Origin of the sequence: Paenarthrobacter sp. CAP02, from assembly GCF_040137855.1 — a bacterium.
In the GTDB taxonomy this organism is placed as follows: Bacteria; Actinomycetota; Actinomycetes; order Actinomycetales; family Micrococcaceae; genus Arthrobacter.
In genome coordinates, this window is the sequence record NZ_JBEEII010000014.1 from 42,112 (window position 1) to 58,861 (window position 16,750).

At 64.1% G+C, this 16,750-nt stretch carries 16 protein-coding genes; 5 read left to right on the forward strand and 11 right to left on the reverse strand.

All coding sequences use genetic code 11. The annotated features are described in order from the left end of the window. Positions 1-32 precede the first annotated feature (32 nt). Both ABHM97_RS19415 and araB read right to left on the reverse strand, forming a co-directional pair. A complete protein-coding gene (locus tag ABHM97_RS19415; RefSeq protein WP_349471903.1) occupies positions 33-740 on the reverse strand; it encodes an L-ribulose-5-phosphate 4-epimerase in 708 nt (235 codons plus the stop codon). Then, positions 737-2,479 (reverse strand): ribulokinase, encoded by a 1,743-nt coding sequence (gene araB, locus ABHM97_RS19420; protein ID WP_349471904.1) that lies wholly within the window; start codon positions 2,477-2,479, stop codon positions 737-739. The genes ABHM97_RS19415 and araB overlap by 4 nt, the downstream gene beginning before the upstream one ends. Positions 2,480-2,663: 184 nt before the next feature. Here araB and ABHM97_RS19425 point away from each other — a divergent pair, with 184 nt between their 5' ends. After that, positions 2,664-3,104, forward strand: coding sequence for a hypothetical protein (locus ABHM97_RS19425; RefSeq protein WP_349471905.1), 441 nt, complete (start codon positions 2,664-2,666; stop codon positions 3,102-3,104). A gap of 24 nt (positions 3,105-3,128) precedes the next feature. On the opposite strand, the gene ABHM97_RS19430 is transcribed toward ABHM97_RS19425, so the two are convergent. The 3 genes from ABHM97_RS19430 to xylA all read right to left on the reverse strand — a co-directional run bounded on the left by ABHM97_RS19430 (position 3,129) and on the right by xylA (position 6,885). After that, positions 3,129-4,115 (reverse strand): LacI family DNA-binding transcriptional regulator, encoded by a 987-nt coding sequence (locus ABHM97_RS19430; RefSeq protein WP_349471934.1) that lies wholly within the window; start codon positions 4,113-4,115, stop codon positions 3,129-3,131. Between the two features lie 69 nt (positions 4,116-4,184). Next, positions 4,185-5,615 carry a xylulokinase gene (gene xylB / locus ABHM97_RS19435; RefSeq protein WP_235517895.1) on the reverse strand — a complete coding sequence of 477 codons (1,431 nt, stop codon included), beginning with the start codon at positions 5,613-5,615 and terminating at the stop codon, positions 4,185-4,187. 82 nt (positions 5,616-5,697) lie between these two features. Next, positions 5,698-6,885, reverse strand: a complete 1,188-nt coding sequence (xylA, locus tag ABHM97_RS19440; RefSeq protein WP_235517894.1) for a xylose isomerase — start codon at positions 6,883-6,885, stop codon at positions 5,698-5,700. Positions 6,886-6,966: 81 nt separating this feature from the next. Here xylA and ABHM97_RS19445 point away from each other — a divergent pair, with 81 nt between their 5' ends. The 3 genes from ABHM97_RS19445 (at position 6,967) to ABHM97_RS19455 (ending at position 9,641) form a co-directional block, all read left to right on the forward strand. After that, positions 6,967-8,235 (forward strand): ROK family transcriptional regulator, encoded by a 1,269-nt coding sequence (locus tag ABHM97_RS19445; RefSeq protein ID WP_349471935.1) that lies wholly within the window; start codon positions 6,967-6,969, stop codon positions 8,233-8,235. A 103-nt stretch (positions 8,236-8,338) separates the two neighbouring features. Beyond that, the gene (locus ABHM97_RS19450) at positions 8,339-9,418 is read left to right on the forward strand and encodes a YihY/virulence factor BrkB family protein (protein WP_235517892.1); all 1,080 of its coding nucleotides are present in this window, start codon (positions 8,339-8,341) and stop codon (positions 9,416-9,418) included. Continuing rightward, positions 9,390-9,641, forward strand: coding sequence for a hypothetical protein (locus ABHM97_RS19455; protein ID WP_349471936.1), 252 nt, complete (start codon positions 9,390-9,392; stop codon positions 9,639-9,641). Before ABHM97_RS19450 ends, ABHM97_RS19455 begins: the two co-directional genes overlap by 29 nt. A gap of 73 nt (positions 9,642-9,714) precedes the next feature. Here the strand turns inward: ABHM97_RS19455 and ABHM97_RS19460 are convergent, their stop codons facing one another. Genes ABHM97_RS19460 through ABHM97_RS19470 form a run of 3 tightly spaced genes read right to left on the reverse strand, consistent with a single transcriptional unit; the run spans position 9,715 to position 12,937 of the window. Then, positions 9,715-10,557, reverse strand: coding sequence for a sugar phosphate isomerase/epimerase family protein (locus ABHM97_RS19460; RefSeq protein WP_349471906.1), 843 nt, complete (start codon positions 10,555-10,557; stop codon positions 9,715-9,717). After that, positions 10,554-11,768: a dihydrodipicolinate synthase family protein gene (locus tag ABHM97_RS19465; RefSeq protein ID WP_349471907.1), complete on the reverse strand. Its 1,215-nt coding sequence runs from the start codon at positions 11,766-11,768 to the stop codon at positions 10,554-10,556. The genes ABHM97_RS19460 and ABHM97_RS19465 overlap by 4 nt, the downstream gene beginning before the upstream one ends. Further along, a complete protein-coding gene (locus ABHM97_RS19470) occupies positions 11,768-12,937 on the reverse strand; it encodes a Gfo/Idh/MocA family protein (protein WP_166842176.1) in 1,170 nt (389 codons plus the stop codon). Before ABHM97_RS19470 ends, ABHM97_RS19465 begins: the two co-directional genes overlap by 1 nt. 199 nt (positions 12,938-13,136) lie before the next feature. Between ABHM97_RS19470 and ABHM97_RS19475 the strand changes: the two genes are divergently transcribed. Then, complete coding sequence (locus ABHM97_RS19475; RefSeq protein ID WP_349471908.1) at positions 13,137-14,177, forward strand: LacI family DNA-binding transcriptional regulator; 1,041 nt, start codon at positions 13,137-13,139, stop codon at positions 14,175-14,177. Between the two features lie 90 nt (positions 14,178-14,267). On the opposite strand, the gene ABHM97_RS19480 is transcribed toward ABHM97_RS19475, so the two are convergent. From ABHM97_RS19480 to ABHM97_RS19490, 3 genes are all read right to left on the reverse strand, one after another. Next, the gene (locus ABHM97_RS19480; protein ID WP_349471909.1) at positions 14,268-15,041 is read right to left on the reverse strand and encodes a sugar phosphate isomerase/epimerase family protein; all 774 of its coding nucleotides are present in this window, start codon (positions 15,039-15,041) and stop codon (positions 14,268-14,270) included. A 201-nt stretch (positions 15,042-15,242) separates the two neighbouring features. Further along, positions 15,243-15,740 (reverse strand): GNAT family N-acetyltransferase, encoded by a 498-nt coding sequence (locus ABHM97_RS19485; RefSeq protein WP_349471910.1) that lies wholly within the window; start codon positions 15,738-15,740, stop codon positions 15,243-15,245. 116 nt (positions 15,741-15,856) lie between these two features. Then, positions 15,857-16,711 (reverse strand): LysR substrate-binding domain-containing protein, encoded by an 855-nt coding sequence (locus tag ABHM97_RS19490; RefSeq protein ID WP_024818365.1) that lies wholly within the window; start codon positions 16,709-16,711, stop codon positions 15,857-15,859. Between the last annotated feature and the right edge of the window lie 39 nt (positions 16,712-16,750).

The following is a 16,750-nucleotide window of genomic DNA, read 5'->3' on the forward strand; positions in this document are numbered from 1 at the left end:
TGTGTTCTTGTCCGGGCTGGGCTGCTGAGGGTTTAGCGGCCGTAAACGTTTTGGTAGCGGTCGTACAGCGACTCGATCTTGGCTCGGTCAATGGGAAGGGGTTCGCCCAGCTGTCGGGAAATGTGCACGGTCCGGGCCACTTCCTCGCACATGACAGCGGCCTTGACCGCGGACCGGGGGTCCTTGCCGATGGTGAACGGCCCGTGGTTCTGCATCAGAACCGCTGGCGAATTGGAGTTCTTGAGCGTCTCCACGATGCCTTGGCCGATCGAGTCGTCTCCGATCAGCGCGAACGGCCCTACCGGGATGGGGCCACCGAATTCGTCGCCCATCATGGTCAGGACGCAAGGGATTTCCTCGCCGCGGGCAGCCCACGCCGTGGCGTAGGTGGAATGCGTGTGCACCACGCCGCCAACCTCGGGCATGTGGCGGTAGACGTAGGCGTGCGCGGCTGTGTCCGACGACGGCGAAAGATCCGGATTTCCCCAGTCAACGGTGCCCGCGCTGCCGGTGTTCATGCCCCGGACCGGTGTGCCGTACAGGTCGGTGACCACCATGAGTTCCGGTGTGAGGTCGTCGTAGGAAACACCGGAGGGCTTGATGACCATCAGGTCGTGGCCCGGGATGCGGCCCGAGACGTTCCCGGCGGTCCACACCACCAGCTCATACCTGGTGAGTTCAGCATGGAGCTCACAGACTTCCTTGCGGACCTTCGCGATGGTGTCCAGGAGCGCGCTCATGCGGACACCCGCTCTGCGGCATCTGTGGAAGAGTTCGACGCCGGTTCGGACACCGTCGCGGCGCCCTGCACCTCGCGCTGGATCGCCTTGAGTCGGTGCATGACATTGTTGGTTCCGCGGCCGAAGTAGTCGTGCAGGGTCCGGTATTCCTGGAAGAGGACGTCGTACGCGGCAACGTTTTCAGGAATGGGCGTGTACACCGCGCCGGGGGCTGCGGCCATGGATGAGGCGGCCTCGCGGATGTCCTTGTACTTCCCGGCGGCGACTGCAGCGTGGATCGCCGAGCCCAAGGCCGGGCCCTGCTCGGAACCGATCGTGGAGAGCTGCAAGCCCGTGATATCCGCGTAGACCTGCATGAGGAAGGTGTTCTTCAGCAGGCCGCCGGCAACGATGAACTCCTTGACCGGGACACCGGAATCGCGGAAGGCATCCACGATGGTGCGGGTGCCGAACGCCGTGGCCTCCAGCAGGGCCCGGTAAGTGTCCTCAGGCTTGGTGGCCAGGGTTTGGCCCACCACAATGCCTGAAAGTTCGTGGTCAACCAGCACCGAACGGTTGCCCGAGTGCCAGTCCAGGGCGATGAGGCCATGCTCGCCAATGGCCTGCTTCTCCGCGAGTCCGGTCAGGTACTCGTGGATGTTTTTGCCTTCGGCCGCGGCGGCCTGGTGGTATTCGGGAGGAACACCGTTCTTGGTGAACCAACCGAAGATGTCGCCCACTCCGGACTGGCCTGCCTCGTAACCCCACAGGCCGTCAACGATTCCGCCGTCGACGACGCCACACATGCCCGGGACTTCGCGCAGGACGTCGCCGTTCATGACATGGCACGTGGAAGTACCCATGATGGCAACAAGCTGCCCAGGCTCCACGGCATTGGCTGCCGGTGCGCTCACGTGCGCGTCAACGTTTCCCACGGCTACGGCAATCCCTGCCGGAAGCCCCGTCCATGCGGCGGCTTCTTCCGTGAGCTGTCCGGCGGCCTCGCCCAAACGGCCGATGGTGTGCTCGAGTTTGCTGCTGACGAAGTCCTTGAAGTCAGGATTAAGCGCTGCCAGGAAATCTTCCGACGGGTACTTTCCATCCTGGTAGATGCCCTTGTATCCAGCGGTGCAGGCGTTCCGGACGTAGCTTCCGCATAGCTGCCAGACGATCCAGTCGGCGGCCTCAACCCAGTGGTCCATGGCGCCGTAGACTTCGGGGTCTTCTTCCAGGAGCTGCAACCCCTTGGCGAATTCCCATTCGGAGGAGATCAGGCCGCCGTAGCGGGGGAGCCAGGATTCGCCGCGCTTTTCAGCAAGCTGGTTGATGCGGTCCGCTTGGGGCTGGGCGGCGTGGTGGCGCCACAGCTTCACGAACGCGTGGGGTCGGTCAGCGAAGCGTTCCAGTTCGTTCAGCGGCGTGCCGTCCGCCGTCGTCGGAACCATGGTGCAGGCGGTGAAGTCAGTGGCGATGCCCACCACGTTCTTCGGGTCGACGCCGGCATCGGCGACGGCGGCCGGTACAGCATTGCGCAGGACGTCGCGGTAGTCGTTGGGGACCTGGAGCGCCCAGTCGGCGGGCAGGCGCTGGCCGCTGCCGGGAAGCTTTTCCGTGACCACGGCATGCGGGTATTCGAACACGCCACTGCCGAGCTCGGCGCCGTCCGAGACACGAACGACGACGGCGCGGCCGGACAGGGTGCCGTAGTCCACGCCGATGACGAATTGCTCATCGAGCGGGGAATTTTCTGAGGTATTCATGAGGTCTCCATCCGGCTGGCCAGGGCCTCATTGCCGGGGTTCGGGGTGGAAAAGTGAAGAAGGTCTGATGCAATTGTTAGCGCTCACAACTTTGATGTCAAGAGCGGTTCGCCGCTCTGTCCAAGTCCGCTCCCGGGTAGGCTGGCACGACAAACTGTTTGGGGGAACATTGAGATACCGCGAGATGAAGTCCGCTGCCGCCGCTGTGGCGCTCCTGCTGCTCACCGGGTTGCTTGCCGGGTGCTCCGGCTACTCCGGGATTGCGGCCGTACAACGGCCCGCCGAGGCAAAAGACGCACTGCCCGCCGATATTCGGAGCGAAAAGCCTGACTTGCCTTCAGACTTCCGGCTTTTGGCCGAGGACAACCGGGTTAAGTACTTCGCAGCAGAGAGCCCCGAGCGCACGACGGCCTGCATCGCTGCCTACCCCGTCGACAAGCCGGACCAATGGATGCTGGCTTGTTCCGATGGGATTACCGGTGAACGGGAAATCGTAACCACCAGCCACATGGGACAGCCCACCGTAAAGCTGGTAACAACCGGGTTCGACACCAAGGCCCTCGAAGCAGAGGGCTGGCGTAAAGTTCACGACAATGTCTGGGTGGGGGCCGTAGCCAACCCCTAAGCCTGCCCCTCGGCAGGGTCCGGGCTAGGCGGTTCGGGCCTGGGCGGTGGTGGAGCGGACAACCAGGCGAGGCGTGACCGTCGCCGGCGCCTGCGATGTGCCCTTGTCCAAGTGCTCGAGCAGCAGGTCGATGCAGCGCTGGCCCAACTCTTCGAAGTCCTGGGCAACGGTGGTCAGGGGCGGAATGAAATACGCGGATTCCGGTTGGTCATCGAAGCCCACCACACTGATGTCGGTGGGAACCTGGACGCCGGTCTCATTGAAGGCCCGCAGGACCCCCAGGGCCATCTGGTCGTTGGCAACAAAAAGAGCCGTCATTGAGCGCTCAGCCGCGATCTTCAGGCCTTCGCGATAACCACATTCAGCACTCCAATCGCCCTCGATCAGTGTGGCCGGCTCAAGCCCCGCTTCAGCCAAAGTGTCCCGCCAGCCGTCGATGCGGGCCGCAGCGTCGATCCAATCGGCCGGCCCGGACAGGTGGCCTATCTTGGTATGGCCAAGGTCCAGGAGGTGGTGGACTGCGAGCCGGGCACCTTGCCGTTGGTCGACCGTGGCACCGCTGAGGTTCTCATCGCCCACAGACCCTACGGCCACCAACGGAACCTGGGCTGTAATGTCCCGCAGGACGTCGAAAGTTCCAGGGTGTGGCACCGTCACCACAATGCCGTCCACGCCCTGGTCCATGAAGTGGGCGATGGCGTCCTTGATGGTTTCCGGGGTGACCTCGCGCAGGCCTGCAACACTGACGAAATAGCCGGCATCCCTCGCAGCCTGCTGAACGCCCAGCAGCGTGTGGGATGGTCCGTACTGCGCCAGCTCGCTGCCGAGCACTCCAATGGTTTGGGAGCGCCGCGTCACCAAGCTGCGGGCGGCAACGTTGCGGCGGTAACCCAGATCGGTGATGGCCTGTTCGACGCGCTCGCGGGTCTTGGAACTCACGTTGGGGTGGTTGTTGAGGACCCGTGAAACGGTCTGATGGGACACCCCGGCAACGCGGGCGACGTCCTCCATAACCGGCGGGCGGGTTGGTGCAGTTCGTTCAGAGCTCACCCTGTCACGATAGAGCACTGGCCACGATGATCAGCCGATGGCCGCCCTTGCGGCGTAATGCCGGTACCTCGTAAGAAAGGCAGCGGGCGCGTCGCCGTTCCGTGCGCTCACGTTCACACCTTCCACCGGCCAGTCAGGCAACGTACCCGCCAGGACACCCGCTGCCTGCCGCGCGGCACCGTCAGCAACGTACTCGCCCGGCTTCGGCACGAAGACCGGAACCCCGAATGCGGCGGCGGCCACCTGTTGGACGGCTTCGGATTGTGCGCCCCCGCCCACCAGGATGATGCGCCGGGCTTCGACACCCTGGGCCTGGAGGGCTGCCAGGCCATCGGCGAGTGAGCACAGCACGCCCTCGACTGCGGCCCTGGCCAGGTTGGCGGGGGTGTAGTTGGAGAGGGTAAGTCCGTGGAGCGAGCCGGTGGCGTTCGGCAGGTTGGGTGTCCGCTCGCCCTCGAAATACGGCACCATGGTCAGTCCGCCGGATCCTTCCGGCGCGGTCAACGCCAGCTCCCCGAGTTCCTGGAGCGTTACGCCCAGCAAAGCGGCGGTGGAGTCAAAAATCCGTGTGGCGTTGAGCGTGCACGCCAGCGGAAGGTAATTCCCGGTGGCATCAGCGAAACCAGCCACCAGCCCGCTGGCGTCGCGTGAGGAAACATCCGAGACGGCGAATACTGTCCCTGATGTCCCAATGGATATGACTACATCGCCGACTCCGGCATTGACACCCAGGCCCGCCGCAGCGTTATCGCCGGCACCCGGCCCGATCAAGGCACCGTCCGGAGTCTTGCCTGCCACTTCCAAAGGCCCCACGACGGTAGGCAGAACCGGTACATGCCCCAGCGTGCTCCGGAGTACTTCGGGAAGATACTCCCCGGCGGTGGCCGAAAAGTAGCCGGTGCCGGAGGCGTCGGATCTGTCGGTCCGGAGAAGGTCCAGCGACGCAGGCCCTGTTCCGGGACCATGGCCTGCCAGGCGCCAGGACAACCAATCATGGGGAAGGCATACTGCGGCCGTGCGGGCGGCGTTTTCTGGCTCATTGCGGGCCAGCCAACGCAGCTTAGTGGCCGTCAATGAAGCGACCGGCACGGTTCCTGTGCTGCTTGCCCACTGGGCGGCACCGGCCACTGAATCGCCATCACCGGCCTCGCGGATGAGATCCTCGGCGTCCGGTGCTGAACGTGTGTCGTTCCACAGCAGGGCCGGGCGAACAACGTCTCCGGATTCGTCCAGGCACACCATGCCATGCTGCTGCCCACCGATGGAGACGGCGTCCACATCATCCAGGCCACCCGCCTCCGCAATCGCCTCCAGCAGCGCAGTCCACCAGTGGTCCGGATGGACTTCGCTTCCCTCTGGATGGGAAGCCCGGCCTTGTCGCACCAAGGCGCCTGTGGCTGAGTCCCGGATGATCACCTTGCAGGACTGGGTGGAGCTGTCTATCCCGGCTACGAGTGGCATGGGTAAATCCTTTGGAGGACATACCGGACGCGGCCTCAAAACAAGGGCACGTCCGGCATGGATGGTGGTGGACGGGAGTGGCTTAGCGGGCGCCGAGGAGGTGCTCGATGGCCAACTGGTTGAGGCGGACGAAGGCGAACGAGCGCTCCGCGGCCTGGTCGGCGTCGAAGGTTTCGAAAGCGCTGGCATCAGCCAGCAGGTCCGCGGTGCTCTCGCCCGCGCCAAGAGTAGGCTCACCCAGCTCGAACACGCCTGAGGTGGCCAGTGCTTCCTGAACTTCGGGATCCGCGCGGAACGCCAGTGCCCGTTCCTTGAGCAGGAGGTACATGGACATGTTGGACTTTGCGGATTCCCAGACGCCGTCGTAACCGTCAGTGCGTGACGGCTTGTAGTCGAAGTGCCGCGGGCCGTCATACTTCGGTCCGCCGTTCGGGAAGCCGTTCTCCAGAAGGTCAACGGTGAAGAAGGCGCTGGTGAGGTCGCCGTGGCCGAAAACAAGGTCTTGGTCGTACTTGATTCCACGTTGGCCGTTAAGGTCGATGTGGAAAAGCTTTCCGGCCCACAGGGCCTGTGCGATGCCGTGGGTGAAGTTCAGGCCCGCCATCTGCTCGTGGCCCGTCTCGGGGTTGAGGCCCACGATGTCACCGTGTTCCAGCTGCGCGATGAACGCGAGGCCGTGGCCGACCGTGGGAAGGAAGATGTCGCCGCGGGGTTCGTTCGGCTTGGGCTCCAGGGCGATCCGGAGGCCGTAACCCTTCTCCTTGATATAGCCGGCCGCTGTGTCAACGCCTTCCTTCATGCGGTCCAGTGCGGCGGAAAGGTCCTTCGAACCGTCATATTCGCTGCCTTCGCGGCCGCCCCACATCACGAACGTCTCGGCGCCAAGCTCGGCGGCGAGATCGATGTTGCGGAGGATCTTGCTCAGGGCGAAGCGACGGATGGAGCGGTCGTTCGACGTGAAGCCGCCGTCCTTGAAGACGGGGTGGCTGAAGAGGTTGGTGGTGACCATGGGCGTCTTCATGCCGGTTTCGGCCAGTGCGGCCTTGAAGTTCTTCAGGATCAGTTCACGTTCGGAGGCGGTGGCATCGAAAGGGATCAGGTCATTGTCGTGAAAAGTGATGCCGTAGGCGCCGAGCTCGCTGAGCTTGTGGACGGCTTCTACCGGGTCCAGGGCCGGGCGGGTTGCGACGCCGAATGGGTCCGCGCCAGTCCAGCCAACGGTCCAAAGGCCAAAGGTGAAACGGTCCTGGGGGGTGGGCTGCAGGGTCATTTTGCTCCTTTGCAAAGCACTGGGAAGGGACGGAAAGTGATGCCCTCCAATTAGTTTTCAATCTGAACTATATGGGGGATGATGGATTATGGTCAATGGAAGCCGGCAAAAAGTTTTTTCGAATCCGCAGGGAGGTCCGTACCCGTGATTGATGCAACCGCGCCCGGGCGCGTGGGCGATGTCCGCCGTCGTAATCTTTCGCTCGTGCTGGACTCCATTGCCAAGACGGGCGATGCCAAGCCCAGCCGCGCGCAGCTTGCCGCCGGGACCGGGCTCACCAAGGCCGCGGTGTCCAGCCTTGTCGCCGACCTCGTGGAATCCGGGTTGGTCGCCGAGGTGGGCCTCTACCGCGACGGCGAGCGGGGGAGGCCTGGCCAGGGCCTGGAGCTCAGTTCCCGGCGCGGCGTGATCGGCATGGAAATCAACGTGGATTACCTGGCCGTAGGCGTGGTGGACCTCGGTGGCAACCTGCGCTTCCATGCAAGTGTTGAGTCGCCCAACCGGGGCTTAGAGCCGGCGACGGTGATGGAGCGTCTCGGCGCCTTGGCGGCCGAGGCGAAGGCTGCTGCGGCCGCCGAAGGCATAGCCATCCTCGGTGGCGGCCTGGCTGTCCCCGGGCTGGTGGACGAGCAGCGAAGCGTCGTCCTGTCCGCCCCCAATTTGCATTGGGAAAATGAGCCGTTGAATCCACGGGCCCTCCTGGAGGGGGCCCCGCTTGGAGTGCGGTTGTCCAATGAAGCCAACAGTGCAGCGCTGGGCGAACTTTGGTATGGAGGTGGGCCCGCCGACTTCCTCTACGTATCCGGAGAAGTGGGTGTAGGCGGCGGCGTCATCATCGCGTCCGAGCTGTACACGGGGCCGGGTGGCTCCGCGGGAGAGTTGGGGCATATCGTAGTGAACCCGGACGGGCCGTCCTGTTCGTGTGGCGGGGCGGGGTGCCTGGAAACCTTCGCTGGTCAAGAGGCGATATTCGAGGCGGCGGGCATTCCGCCCGGCGCGTTGGAGGAGCGCGCTGAGTTGCTGCTCGCGGCTCTTCGGCAGCGGGATCCGCAGGCCAGGAAGGCAGTCGACGACGCCGGACGTTACTTGGGAGTCGCACTGGCCTCCTCTGCCCGGTTGATGGATATCGAGGCTGTAGTGCTCGGCGGACACTTTGCCGTGCTGGGAGAGTGGCTGCGACCAGCCCTGTTGGCCAGTCTGGAGCGCCACGCGCCCGGGCTCCTGGATCCGGAGAACCTGACATTGTCCGGCTTGGAGCATTCCGGAACGCTTCTGGGGGCAGCCGGCCAGGTGATCCGTTCTGTGATTGAGTCGCCGTTCGAGTTCCTGCTGGCCGCGAAGCTGGCGTAGTTTCCGGTGAAAGTCGGCGTGGGTTCTTCCTAAAGAATCATCAGCATGCTTAGTATTGATGGGTCAGTTGTTCGCGCAACCTACCCCCACGGACGAGTGCCCCATGACTACACAAGATTCAGCCCACACAAGCACTGCGAAGGCGCGGACCGCACCTTCCCCGGAAGACTCGCGCAAGCCGGACAGTCCCAACGACCTCGTCAAGCCCACTTGGATGTACATCGCCAAGAGGACCCTGAGGGAGTTCACCAAGGACCAGTGCCCGGACGCTGCGGCAGGCTTGACGTACTACGGTGTGCTCGCGCTCTTCCCCGCCCTCCTTGCCTTGGTTTCGCTTCTCGGCATATTTGGCGATGCAGGCAAGACCACCTCGGCGTTGCTGGACATCGTCCAGCAATTTGCTCCCGGACCGGGCGTTGACACCCTCCGAAAGCCCATCGAGGAACTGACCCAGTCCAATGCGGCCGGCTTCGCCCTGTTCTTTGGAATCGTGGTGGCCCTATGGTCGGCCTCCGGCTATGTTTCCGCTTTCAGCCGCGCAATGAACCGCGTCTATGAGGTGGACGAAGGGCGTGGTTTCATCAAGCTCCGCGGCACGATGCTGGCAGTGACGGTGGTTGCCGTGGTTGGCGCCGCCCTGGTCGCTGGCATGCTGGTCCTCAGTGGGCCAGTGGCAGAAGCGATCGGCGGTGCCATTGGATTGTCCCAGGCGTTCCTGACGGTCTGGAACATCGCCAAATGGCCGGTGCTCATCGTCATTGTGGTGGCCATCATCGCCGTCCTTTATTACTTCACCCCTAACGTCAAACAGCCCAAGTTCCGCTGGATGAGCATGGGCTCCCTTATCGCCCTAATCATTTTCGCCCTTGCTTCGCTGGGCTTCGGCTTCTACGTCGCCAACTTCAGCAACTACAACAAGACCTACGGCGCCCTGGCCGGCGTCATCATCATGTTGCTGTGGCTCTGGATTCTGAACATGTCCTTGCTGTTCGGCGCCGAATTCGATGCTGAAATGGAGCGTGGCCGCCAGTTGCAGGGTGGCATTGAGGCTGAAGAGAGCATTCAGCTCCCGCCCCGCGACACCAGGAAGAGCGACAAGATGCAGGAAAAGGAAGATGAAATTGTCAGGACCGGAGAGGAAATCCGTGAAAATCATGGCCGGGAACCGCGGAAAGACAAGTAGCCGGAACCCTGCCGCCGACGCCGTCACAACCAAGCTCAAAGCGATCAAGCACGGGGATAGCGTGAAGATCCGGAGCGAGGTGTTCCGGGTCCGTTCGGTGCAGTCCACGGGAGACTCCTCGAACATCACCCTGGAACTGCAAGGGCCCGACGGCGGTTCGGTCACCTTTATCGGTCTGCCGAAGGCCCGGCTGGAGCTGGCAGGAAGCGGGCCCCTGCCGTGACCGTGGCAGGGACCCGCTGGCTTTGGAGCGATCCTCCCGCGGCGCTTAGGGCATCCGCGGGAGGATCACGTAGTTACGCGAACGGGAGGACGAGCTCCGCGTAGCGCTGCTTCATGGTTTCCAGGACGCTGTCCCCATCGGCATCCCAGACCTCCTGGTTAAAGATTTCAACCTCAATGTCGCCCCTGTACCCGGCGTCCCTGACCCAGGCACCGATGGTCGCGAAGTCGATGACGCCGTCGCCCATCATGCCGCGCGACAACAACGCGTCAGCGGCGATCGGCAGGTTGAAATCGCACACCTGGTAGGACGCGATGCGGTTCTCCCGGCCAGCACGTTCAATCTGGGCCTTGAGTTCCGGATCCCACCAGACGTGGAAGGTGTCGACGGCGACGCCAACAGCCCTTGCGTCGTAAGGCGCCGCGAGATCGAGTGCCTGGCCCAAAGTGGAGATCAGGGCGCGGTCAGCGGCGTACATCGGGTGCAGGGGTTCAAGAACCAAGCGGACGCCGTTCTCGGAAGCGAAGGGAACCAGCTCTTCCAGGCGATCGGCCACGCGTTGACGGGCCGCAACCACATCCTTTTCGCCGGGGGCGAGGCCACCCACCACCAGGAACAGCTCCTGGGTGTCGAGCGCTACTGCTTCGCGGACGGCGTCGAAGTTGTCTGCCAGAGCGGCGGCCTGTCCTTCGGCATCGGCCGCTGTAAGGAAACCGCCGCGGCACAGCGAGGAAACCCGGAGCCCGGCGTCCTTGATGAGCTTGGCTGCTTTGTCCAAGCCAGCCTCGGCCACGCGGTCACGCCAAGGGCCAATCGCGGGAATGCCGGCGCGGGCACAGCCGTCGACGGCCTCGGCAAGTGTCCACTTCTTGGTGGTGGCGCTGTTCAAGGACAGTCGCGAGAAATCGGTGCTCATGCGCCTACTCCGTTGATCCGGAGGTAGTCCGACATGCGGAAGGCTGCCAGTGACGGATCCTTCAACAATCCTGCCTTGTCCGCCAGTTCGAAGGTCTTGGCCAGGTGCAGGACCGACCGGCCGGAATGGAGCCCGCCCACCATTTGGAAACCGGGCTGCTTTCCGTTGAGCCAGGACATGAACGCGATCCCGGTTTTGTAGTAGAACGTGGGGGCGCTGAAGATGTGCTTCCCGAGCTCGCGGGTGGAGTCCAGGATGGCGCGGCCCTCGGCGCCCTGACCGGCGTCGTACTTCTGCAACGCAACCGAAGCGGCCGGGTAGATGGCGGCGAAGATGCCCAGGAGGGCGTCCGAGTGGTGCGTCTCGTCGCCGTCGATCAGTTCCGGGTAGTTGAAGTCGTCGCCGGTGTAGAGGCGGACGCCTTCCGGCAGGTTGGCGCGGAGGGCGACCTCGTGGGAAGCATCCAGCAGCGAAACCTTGACGCCGTCAACCTTGTCCGAGTGCTCGCGGATCAGGCTAAGGAACGTTTCGGTGGCGACGGAGACGTCATTGGAGCCCCAATACCCGGCCAGTGCGGGGTCGAACATGGTGCCGAGCCAGTGCAGGATGACGGGCTGGTCAACTTCCTGCAGGAGCGTGGAGTAGACGTGCAGGTAGTCGTCGGCGCTGTTGGCGACCTTGGCCAAGGCGCGGGAGGCCATGAGGATGACCTTAGGGCCGGCCTCGCTGACGACGGCGATCTGCTCACGGTAGGCGTCGATGACGGCCTGGATACCGGCCGCGCCATCTGGGAGGGCGGCAATATCCAGCTGGTCGGTTCCGGCGCCACAGGAAACGAGGTCCCGCACGGACTTGCCGGCCGTCGCCGCATTGTTGCCGGCCACGACCGAAGCGGCCTCGGCACCTGTGCGCTTGATGAGCTGCTGGGTTGCTGCCCAGTCCAGGCCCATACCGCGTTGGGCGGTATCCATGGCATCAGCAACACCCAGCCCGTAGGACCACAGCTCGTGCCGGTACGCCAGGGTTGCGTCCCAGTCGAGCTGTGCAGGAGCGCCGGGGGTGTTGTCTGCGGACACTTCGGGAATGACGTGCGATGCGGCGTAGGCGCGGCGGGCGGTCAGGGGAGCGGTCGGCTTGGCCCACGATGTGGCTGCCTGGAGGCGGTACTCGCGGGTGCCGCCGTCGTCTGTGGGAAGAATCAGTGACGTCATTAGAGGGTGATCTCCGGGATGTCGATGGTGCGGCGTTCAGCCGAGGACTGCAGGCCGAGTTCGGCCAGCTGCACGCCGCGGGCTGCGGACAGCAGGCCGAAGCGGTGCTCACGGCCGGCGACGACGTCCCGCAGGAATTCTTCCCACTGCAGCTTGAAGCCGTTGTCCAGCTCGGCGTTGGCGGGAACTTCCTGCCACTGGCTTCGGAAGGATTCGGTGACGGGCAGGTCCGGGTTCCAGACTGGCTTGGGGGTGTGGGCGCGCTGCTGTGCAACGCACTTGTTCAAACCGGCGACGGCGGAACCGTGCGTGCCGTCGATCTGGAACTCAACCAGTTCGTCGCGGTAGACGCGGACCGCCCAGGAAGAGTTGATCTGGCCGATGACGTCGTCGCCGCCCGGGGTTTCGAGCTCGAAGATGCCGTAGGAGGCGTCGTCTGCGGTGGCCTTGTATTCCTTGCCGGCCTCGTCCCAACGGGCGGGGATGTGCGTGGCTGTCTTGGCGTTGACGCTCTTGACCTTGCCGATGATGCCTTCAAGGACGTAGTTCCAGTGGCAGAACATGTCCGTGGTCATTCCGCCGCCGTCTTCCTTGCGGTAGTTCCAGGAGGGGCGCTGTGCAGCCTGCACGTCGCCTTCGAAGACCCAGTAGCCGAACTCGCCACGGATGGAGAGGATGCGGCCGAAGAAGCCTTCGTCCACCAGGCGGCGAAGCTTGACCAGGCCGGGGAGGTACAGCTTGTCGTGCACAACGCCTGCGGTGACGCCGGCTTCCTTGCCGATCTGTGCGAGCTCGATGGCCTCTTCGAGGGTTTCGGCCGTGGGCTTCTCGGTGAAGATGTGCTTGCCGGCGCGCATGGCCTTCTTCAGGGTGGCGGCGCGGAGGCTGGTCATGGAAGCGTCGAAGATGATGTCCACGGTGGGATCGGCGATGACGGCATCCAGATCGGTGGTCCATTCGGAAACCTTGTGGAGCTCGGCGAGTTCGCGGATCTTCGCTTCATTGCGGCCTACGAGGATCGGTTCGACCTGGACCTTGGTGCCGTCCTCAAGGGTAAAACCCCCGGCGTCGCGGATGGGAAGGATGGACCGCAGCAAGTGCTGGCGGTATCCCATGCGGCCGGTGATGCCATTCATGGCGATGCGGATCGTCTTTGTTTCGAAACCCATGTTTTCTCTCCAGTACCTTATGTGCCGGTCGCTCTGCGGTTGCCGGTGCTTGCTTTTGCATGTGTGGGAAAGCGCATTCCCATTGCAAAGAATCATGCACCATGGCGCGACAGCTTGGCAAGCGCTTTCCCGAATTCGCGTATGCCCTGACATAATTTCCCTAGCGCCAGTCCCGACGCCTGCAGACAAGGAGGGCCCCGTGGCCGCCAGCACACTCAGTGAAGTTGCCCGTTTAGCCGGAGTTTCCCTGGCCACAGCCTCCCGGGTCCTCAACGGCTCATCCCGCAAGCCCGCGGAGGACATCGCGGAGCGCGTCCGCGAGGCCGCCGACAAACTTGGCTACGTCCCCAATGCGCAGGCCCAGGCGCTCGCGAAGTCCAGTTCGGGCTTGATCGGCCTAATTGTCCACGACATCGCCGATCCCTACTTCTCGGCCATAGCCCGTGGAGTGCAGGAAGCCGCGCGGCAGCAGAATCGCATGGTGCTGCTGGCAAGCACCTCAGGCGCCCCCGCCGATGAGCGCGAGGCAGTAGCAGCCTTCGCTGCCCGCCGCGCGGACTCAATCGTGATTGCCGGTTCACGCTCCGTGCGGGCCGAGGACCGGCAGGGCAACGCCGAGCTCGCCGCCGAGTTGGATCGGTACTGCCGCAACGGCGGACATGTGGGGGTGGTGGGGCACCCTATCGTCGGCGCTTCCGCCTCAGAGGGCTACCACGTAGTGAAGGTCCCTAACGAGGAACTCGCGGCTGGCCTTGCCGCAGAACTGGCTGCCTCCCATGATGGCCCGTTCCTGATCATCGCAGGCCCTGAAGGCCTGTACACCTCCGACGACAGGGTCCGCGGATTCCAGCGCGGACTCGGCGACGCCGGCAGGGCACCGGCCGAGGTTATCCGCACCGGCTTCAACCGCGCCGGAGGATACGACGCCGGCCTGGCGCTCGCGGAACGCATCAAGTCTTCCGAAGAGCGGCTCTGCATCTTCGCGGTCAACGACGTCATGGCTATCGGAGTCACAGCGGCGCTGCGGCCGGAAGGGGTGTGGATTCCCCGCGACGCCAACATCGCCGGCTTCGACGATATCGAGACCCTGCGCGACTTCCGTCCGGCGTTGTCCACAGTCCACCTGCCGCTTGAGGACATCGGTCGGCTCGCTGCCGGAGACCCGGATACGCCACCTGTCAGCGGCGTGGTCAAGCTTCGCCGCAGCACCGAAACCCCGGTCGCGGAATCGCCCGCATAACCACGCCGCCGCTCGGGTGACCCGGGCATCCGCGGTGATTCCCGACGTCGGGCGTTCCGGTGTGGTTCCGCCGGGCACACGGCGTTCGCGCTAGTCCTCGCCCAGGGTGATGGTGTGCAGGAACGCGGCGTCATTGAGGACGTTCTCCGGGAGGTCGTCCTCGACGAATTCCAACATGATGTCCATATCCTTGCCGTTGCCCCGCAGGACGTCGGTGACGGTCTGCCATAGCAACTCGCGGTTCCGCAGCGGGAACCGTTCGGCTTCGGGCCCCCACGAGAAGCAGTGGACGCCCACCACGTGCGGCAGGACCTGGTGGAGCGAGTCGAGTGCCTGCTGGTCGGAAAGCCCGACGGCGGGTTGCCAGTAGGTGCCGACGTTGGCGTGGTTGACGCGGTCCAGCAGCTCGAGGGTAGTACCGGGGGAGTCGGTGAGGGTGTTGCCGTGGTATTCGAAGGCGATGCCGATCCCGCGCTCGGCCCCGAGATCGGCAATACGCTGGGTGTCGGTCACCACCGAGTCCCAGCGCTCCGGGCCGGCACCCTCGGATCCGAGTTCCCCCGCCCATACCCGGATCCTTGGGGCGCCCAGCGCGGTAGCGAGATCCAGCGCCCTACCGAAATCTCCGAAAGCGCCGCATCGGTAGTACGAGCCAAGCGACAAGACCCTGAGCCCAGCCTCCTCCGTTGCGCGTTTGGCGTGGGCGGCTGATTCCGTGTCACTTACGTGGACATCGGTGCCCCATTCGATGCCTGCCAGGCCGGCCTCGGCGGAAACCCGCACGACGTCGTCGATCCCGTGCGCTCTGAGGGTGACGGAACAGATGCCAGGCGTGAGGTCAGCCAACGTGGTGAGGTCGATCATGCTTCACAGGATACCGGGAATGCGCTTACCCAGTAAGGGCGTATCGCCTGCTGAACATTGTGCCGCACCCTTTTGCGCCCGGGGCGCCGGGTATGCCCGTACACCGCACCCGTTTACGCCCCGTGCGCCGGAGGTTACTGGTGCGAACAGCGGAAAGGGGTGCCTCGGGAAGGGTGCCCGGACGTGCCGCGCACACGCACGCTACAACTGGACCCAGTAGCGCCGGATCGCATCGGTGACTCCTAGTTCAGGGGCAGAACTCTCCGGTGGCCGGACGCTTTCAAGAACGCCGCCGCACGCCTCGATGGTGCGGGCCGACGCCACGTTCGGCTGCTTGCAGGTCACGAGCACTCGTTCCATGCCGAGGTCACGACCCTCCAGAAGGGCGCTTTTCAGTGCTAGTTTGGCGAGCCCCCGGCCCCGCGCACTGGGCCGGATGCCGTAGCCGATGTTGCCTCCCACCTCAACGAGGTAGTCATTGACCAACGAGTGCCTGAGGCTGGCGGCGCCCAGGTAGGTGTCATCCTCGACTACCCAGATGGTGGTCTGGTTGGCCAAGCCTTCGGGAGGTTGGAAGCTCTCCTTGGGCAACTCGTGCAGCAGGCCAACCCATTCCGCGAAGTCGCTGCTGTCGCGTAGATCCAGGCCGTACCTCGCGGCCACAAAAGCCGCCGAGCCATCCTGATTAAGGGTCCCCACTCGTTCCAGCTCTCTACCCAGGAAGCATGGAAGTTTGCGGACGGCCTCGTGAGCTTGGTGTCAACCATTGGGTGAGCGTACTACGGCCACTTCAACGGGACCGGCACACGTGGCCATTAATTCGACTTACTCAGTGTCCGGCCCATGATGGCCTGGGTCAGGGCATCGATCACCTCTGCGTTCGCCAGCGGATTCCGGATCAGGGTGAAGTCGACGTCACCCACCGGGGGCAGGCCGAAGCGCTGGGTGATGACTTTCAGGTCTTCCGGTACCAGCGAGGCAGGCATCACGGCCACGCCAATACCTGCCCGCACAGCAGCCAGGACCCCGCTGATCTGCTTGGTACTGCAGGTGATCCGCCAGGTGCGGCCCTCGGCTTCCAAGGCATCGATGGCGAGCTTTCGGCTGAGGCTGGGTGCCGGGTAGGCGATGAGTGGGACTGGCGCTCCAGGTTCCAGCACGGTCTGCTCGACGCCAACCCAGGCGAAGTTGTCATGCCGGACTACTGTGCCTTCCTTGGCACCGGCCACCCACTTTACGAATACAAGGTCAAGCTGCCCGGCGTTGAGTCGCTTGTAGAGCTGGTCGCTTTGGCTGACGGTGAGCTCGAGGTTGATCTGCGGGTACAACTGCCGGAACTCGCGCAGGATCCGCGGGAGGCCCGTGATGGCGAGGTCGTCGGCGGTACCGAAGCGGAGTCGGCCGCGCATGGCCGAACCCGAAAAGTATCGTGCGGCGGAGTCGTGGGCGGCAAGGATACTTCGGGCAAAGCCGGCCATGGCGTCACCGTTGTCCGTCAGCCTGACTTCGCGGGTATCGCGGGCCACAAGCACCCGTTTCGCGGCAGCCTCGAGCTTACGGACGTGCTGGCTGACCGTCGGTTGCGCAAGTCCCAGACGCTCTGCGGCTTTGGTGAAACTCAGCGTCTCTGCGACGGCCAAAAAGGAACGGAGCTGGACAGGTTCGAACACGGAACTCCTAAAGCGCAGGTCAACGCCGGGTCGGAGCAC

Coding starts and splice junctions, on each gene's coding strand:
- xylA (WP_235517894.1), bottom strand. CDS start 6,885: ATGACCCTGCAGCCCACCCCCCAGGACCGTTTCACCTTTGGCCTTTGG.
- ABHM97_RS19460 (WP_349471906.1), bottom strand. CDS start 10,557: ATGAGCACCGATTTCTCGCGACTGTCCTTGAACAGCGCCACCACCAAG.
- ABHM97_RS19450 (WP_235517892.1), top strand. CDS start 8,339: ATGACTACACAAGATTCAGCCCACACAAGCACTGCGAAGGCGCGGACC.
- ABHM97_RS19415 (WP_349471903.1), bottom strand. CDS start 740: ATGAGCGCGCTCCTGGACACCATCGCGAAGGTCCGCAAGGAAGTCTGT.
- ABHM97_RS19430 (WP_349471934.1), bottom strand. CDS start 4,115: ATGGAGGACGTCGCCCGCGTTGCCGGGGTGTCCCATCAGACCGTTTCA.
- ABHM97_RS19470 (WP_166842176.1), bottom strand. CDS start 12,937: ATGGGTTTCGAAACAAAGACGATCCGCATCGCCATGAATGGCATCACC.
- ABHM97_RS19445 (WP_349471935.1), top strand. CDS start 6,967: ATGGATTATGGTCAATGGAAGCCGGCAAAAAGTTTTTTCGAATCCGCA.
- araB (WP_349471904.1), bottom strand. CDS start 2,479: ATGAATACCTCAGAAAATTCCCCGCTCGATGAGCAATTCGTCATCGGC.
- ABHM97_RS19455 (WP_349471936.1), top strand. CDS start 9,390: ATGGCCGGGAACCGCGGAAAGACAAGTAGCCGGAACCCTGCCGCCGAC.
- ABHM97_RS19465 (WP_349471907.1), bottom strand. CDS start 11,768: ATGACGTCACTGATTCTTCCCACAGACGACGGCGGCACCCGCGAGTAC.
- xylB (WP_235517895.1), bottom strand. CDS start 5,615: ATGCCACTCGTAGCCGGGATAGACAGCTCCACCCAGTCCTGCAAGGTG.
- ABHM97_RS19425 (WP_349471905.1), top strand. CDS start 2,664: ATGAAGTCCGCTGCCGCCGCTGTGGCGCTCCTGCTGCTCACCGGGTTG.
- ABHM97_RS19480 (WP_349471909.1), bottom strand. CDS start 15,041: ATGATCGACCTCACCACGTTGGCTGACCTCACGCCTGGCATCTGTTCC.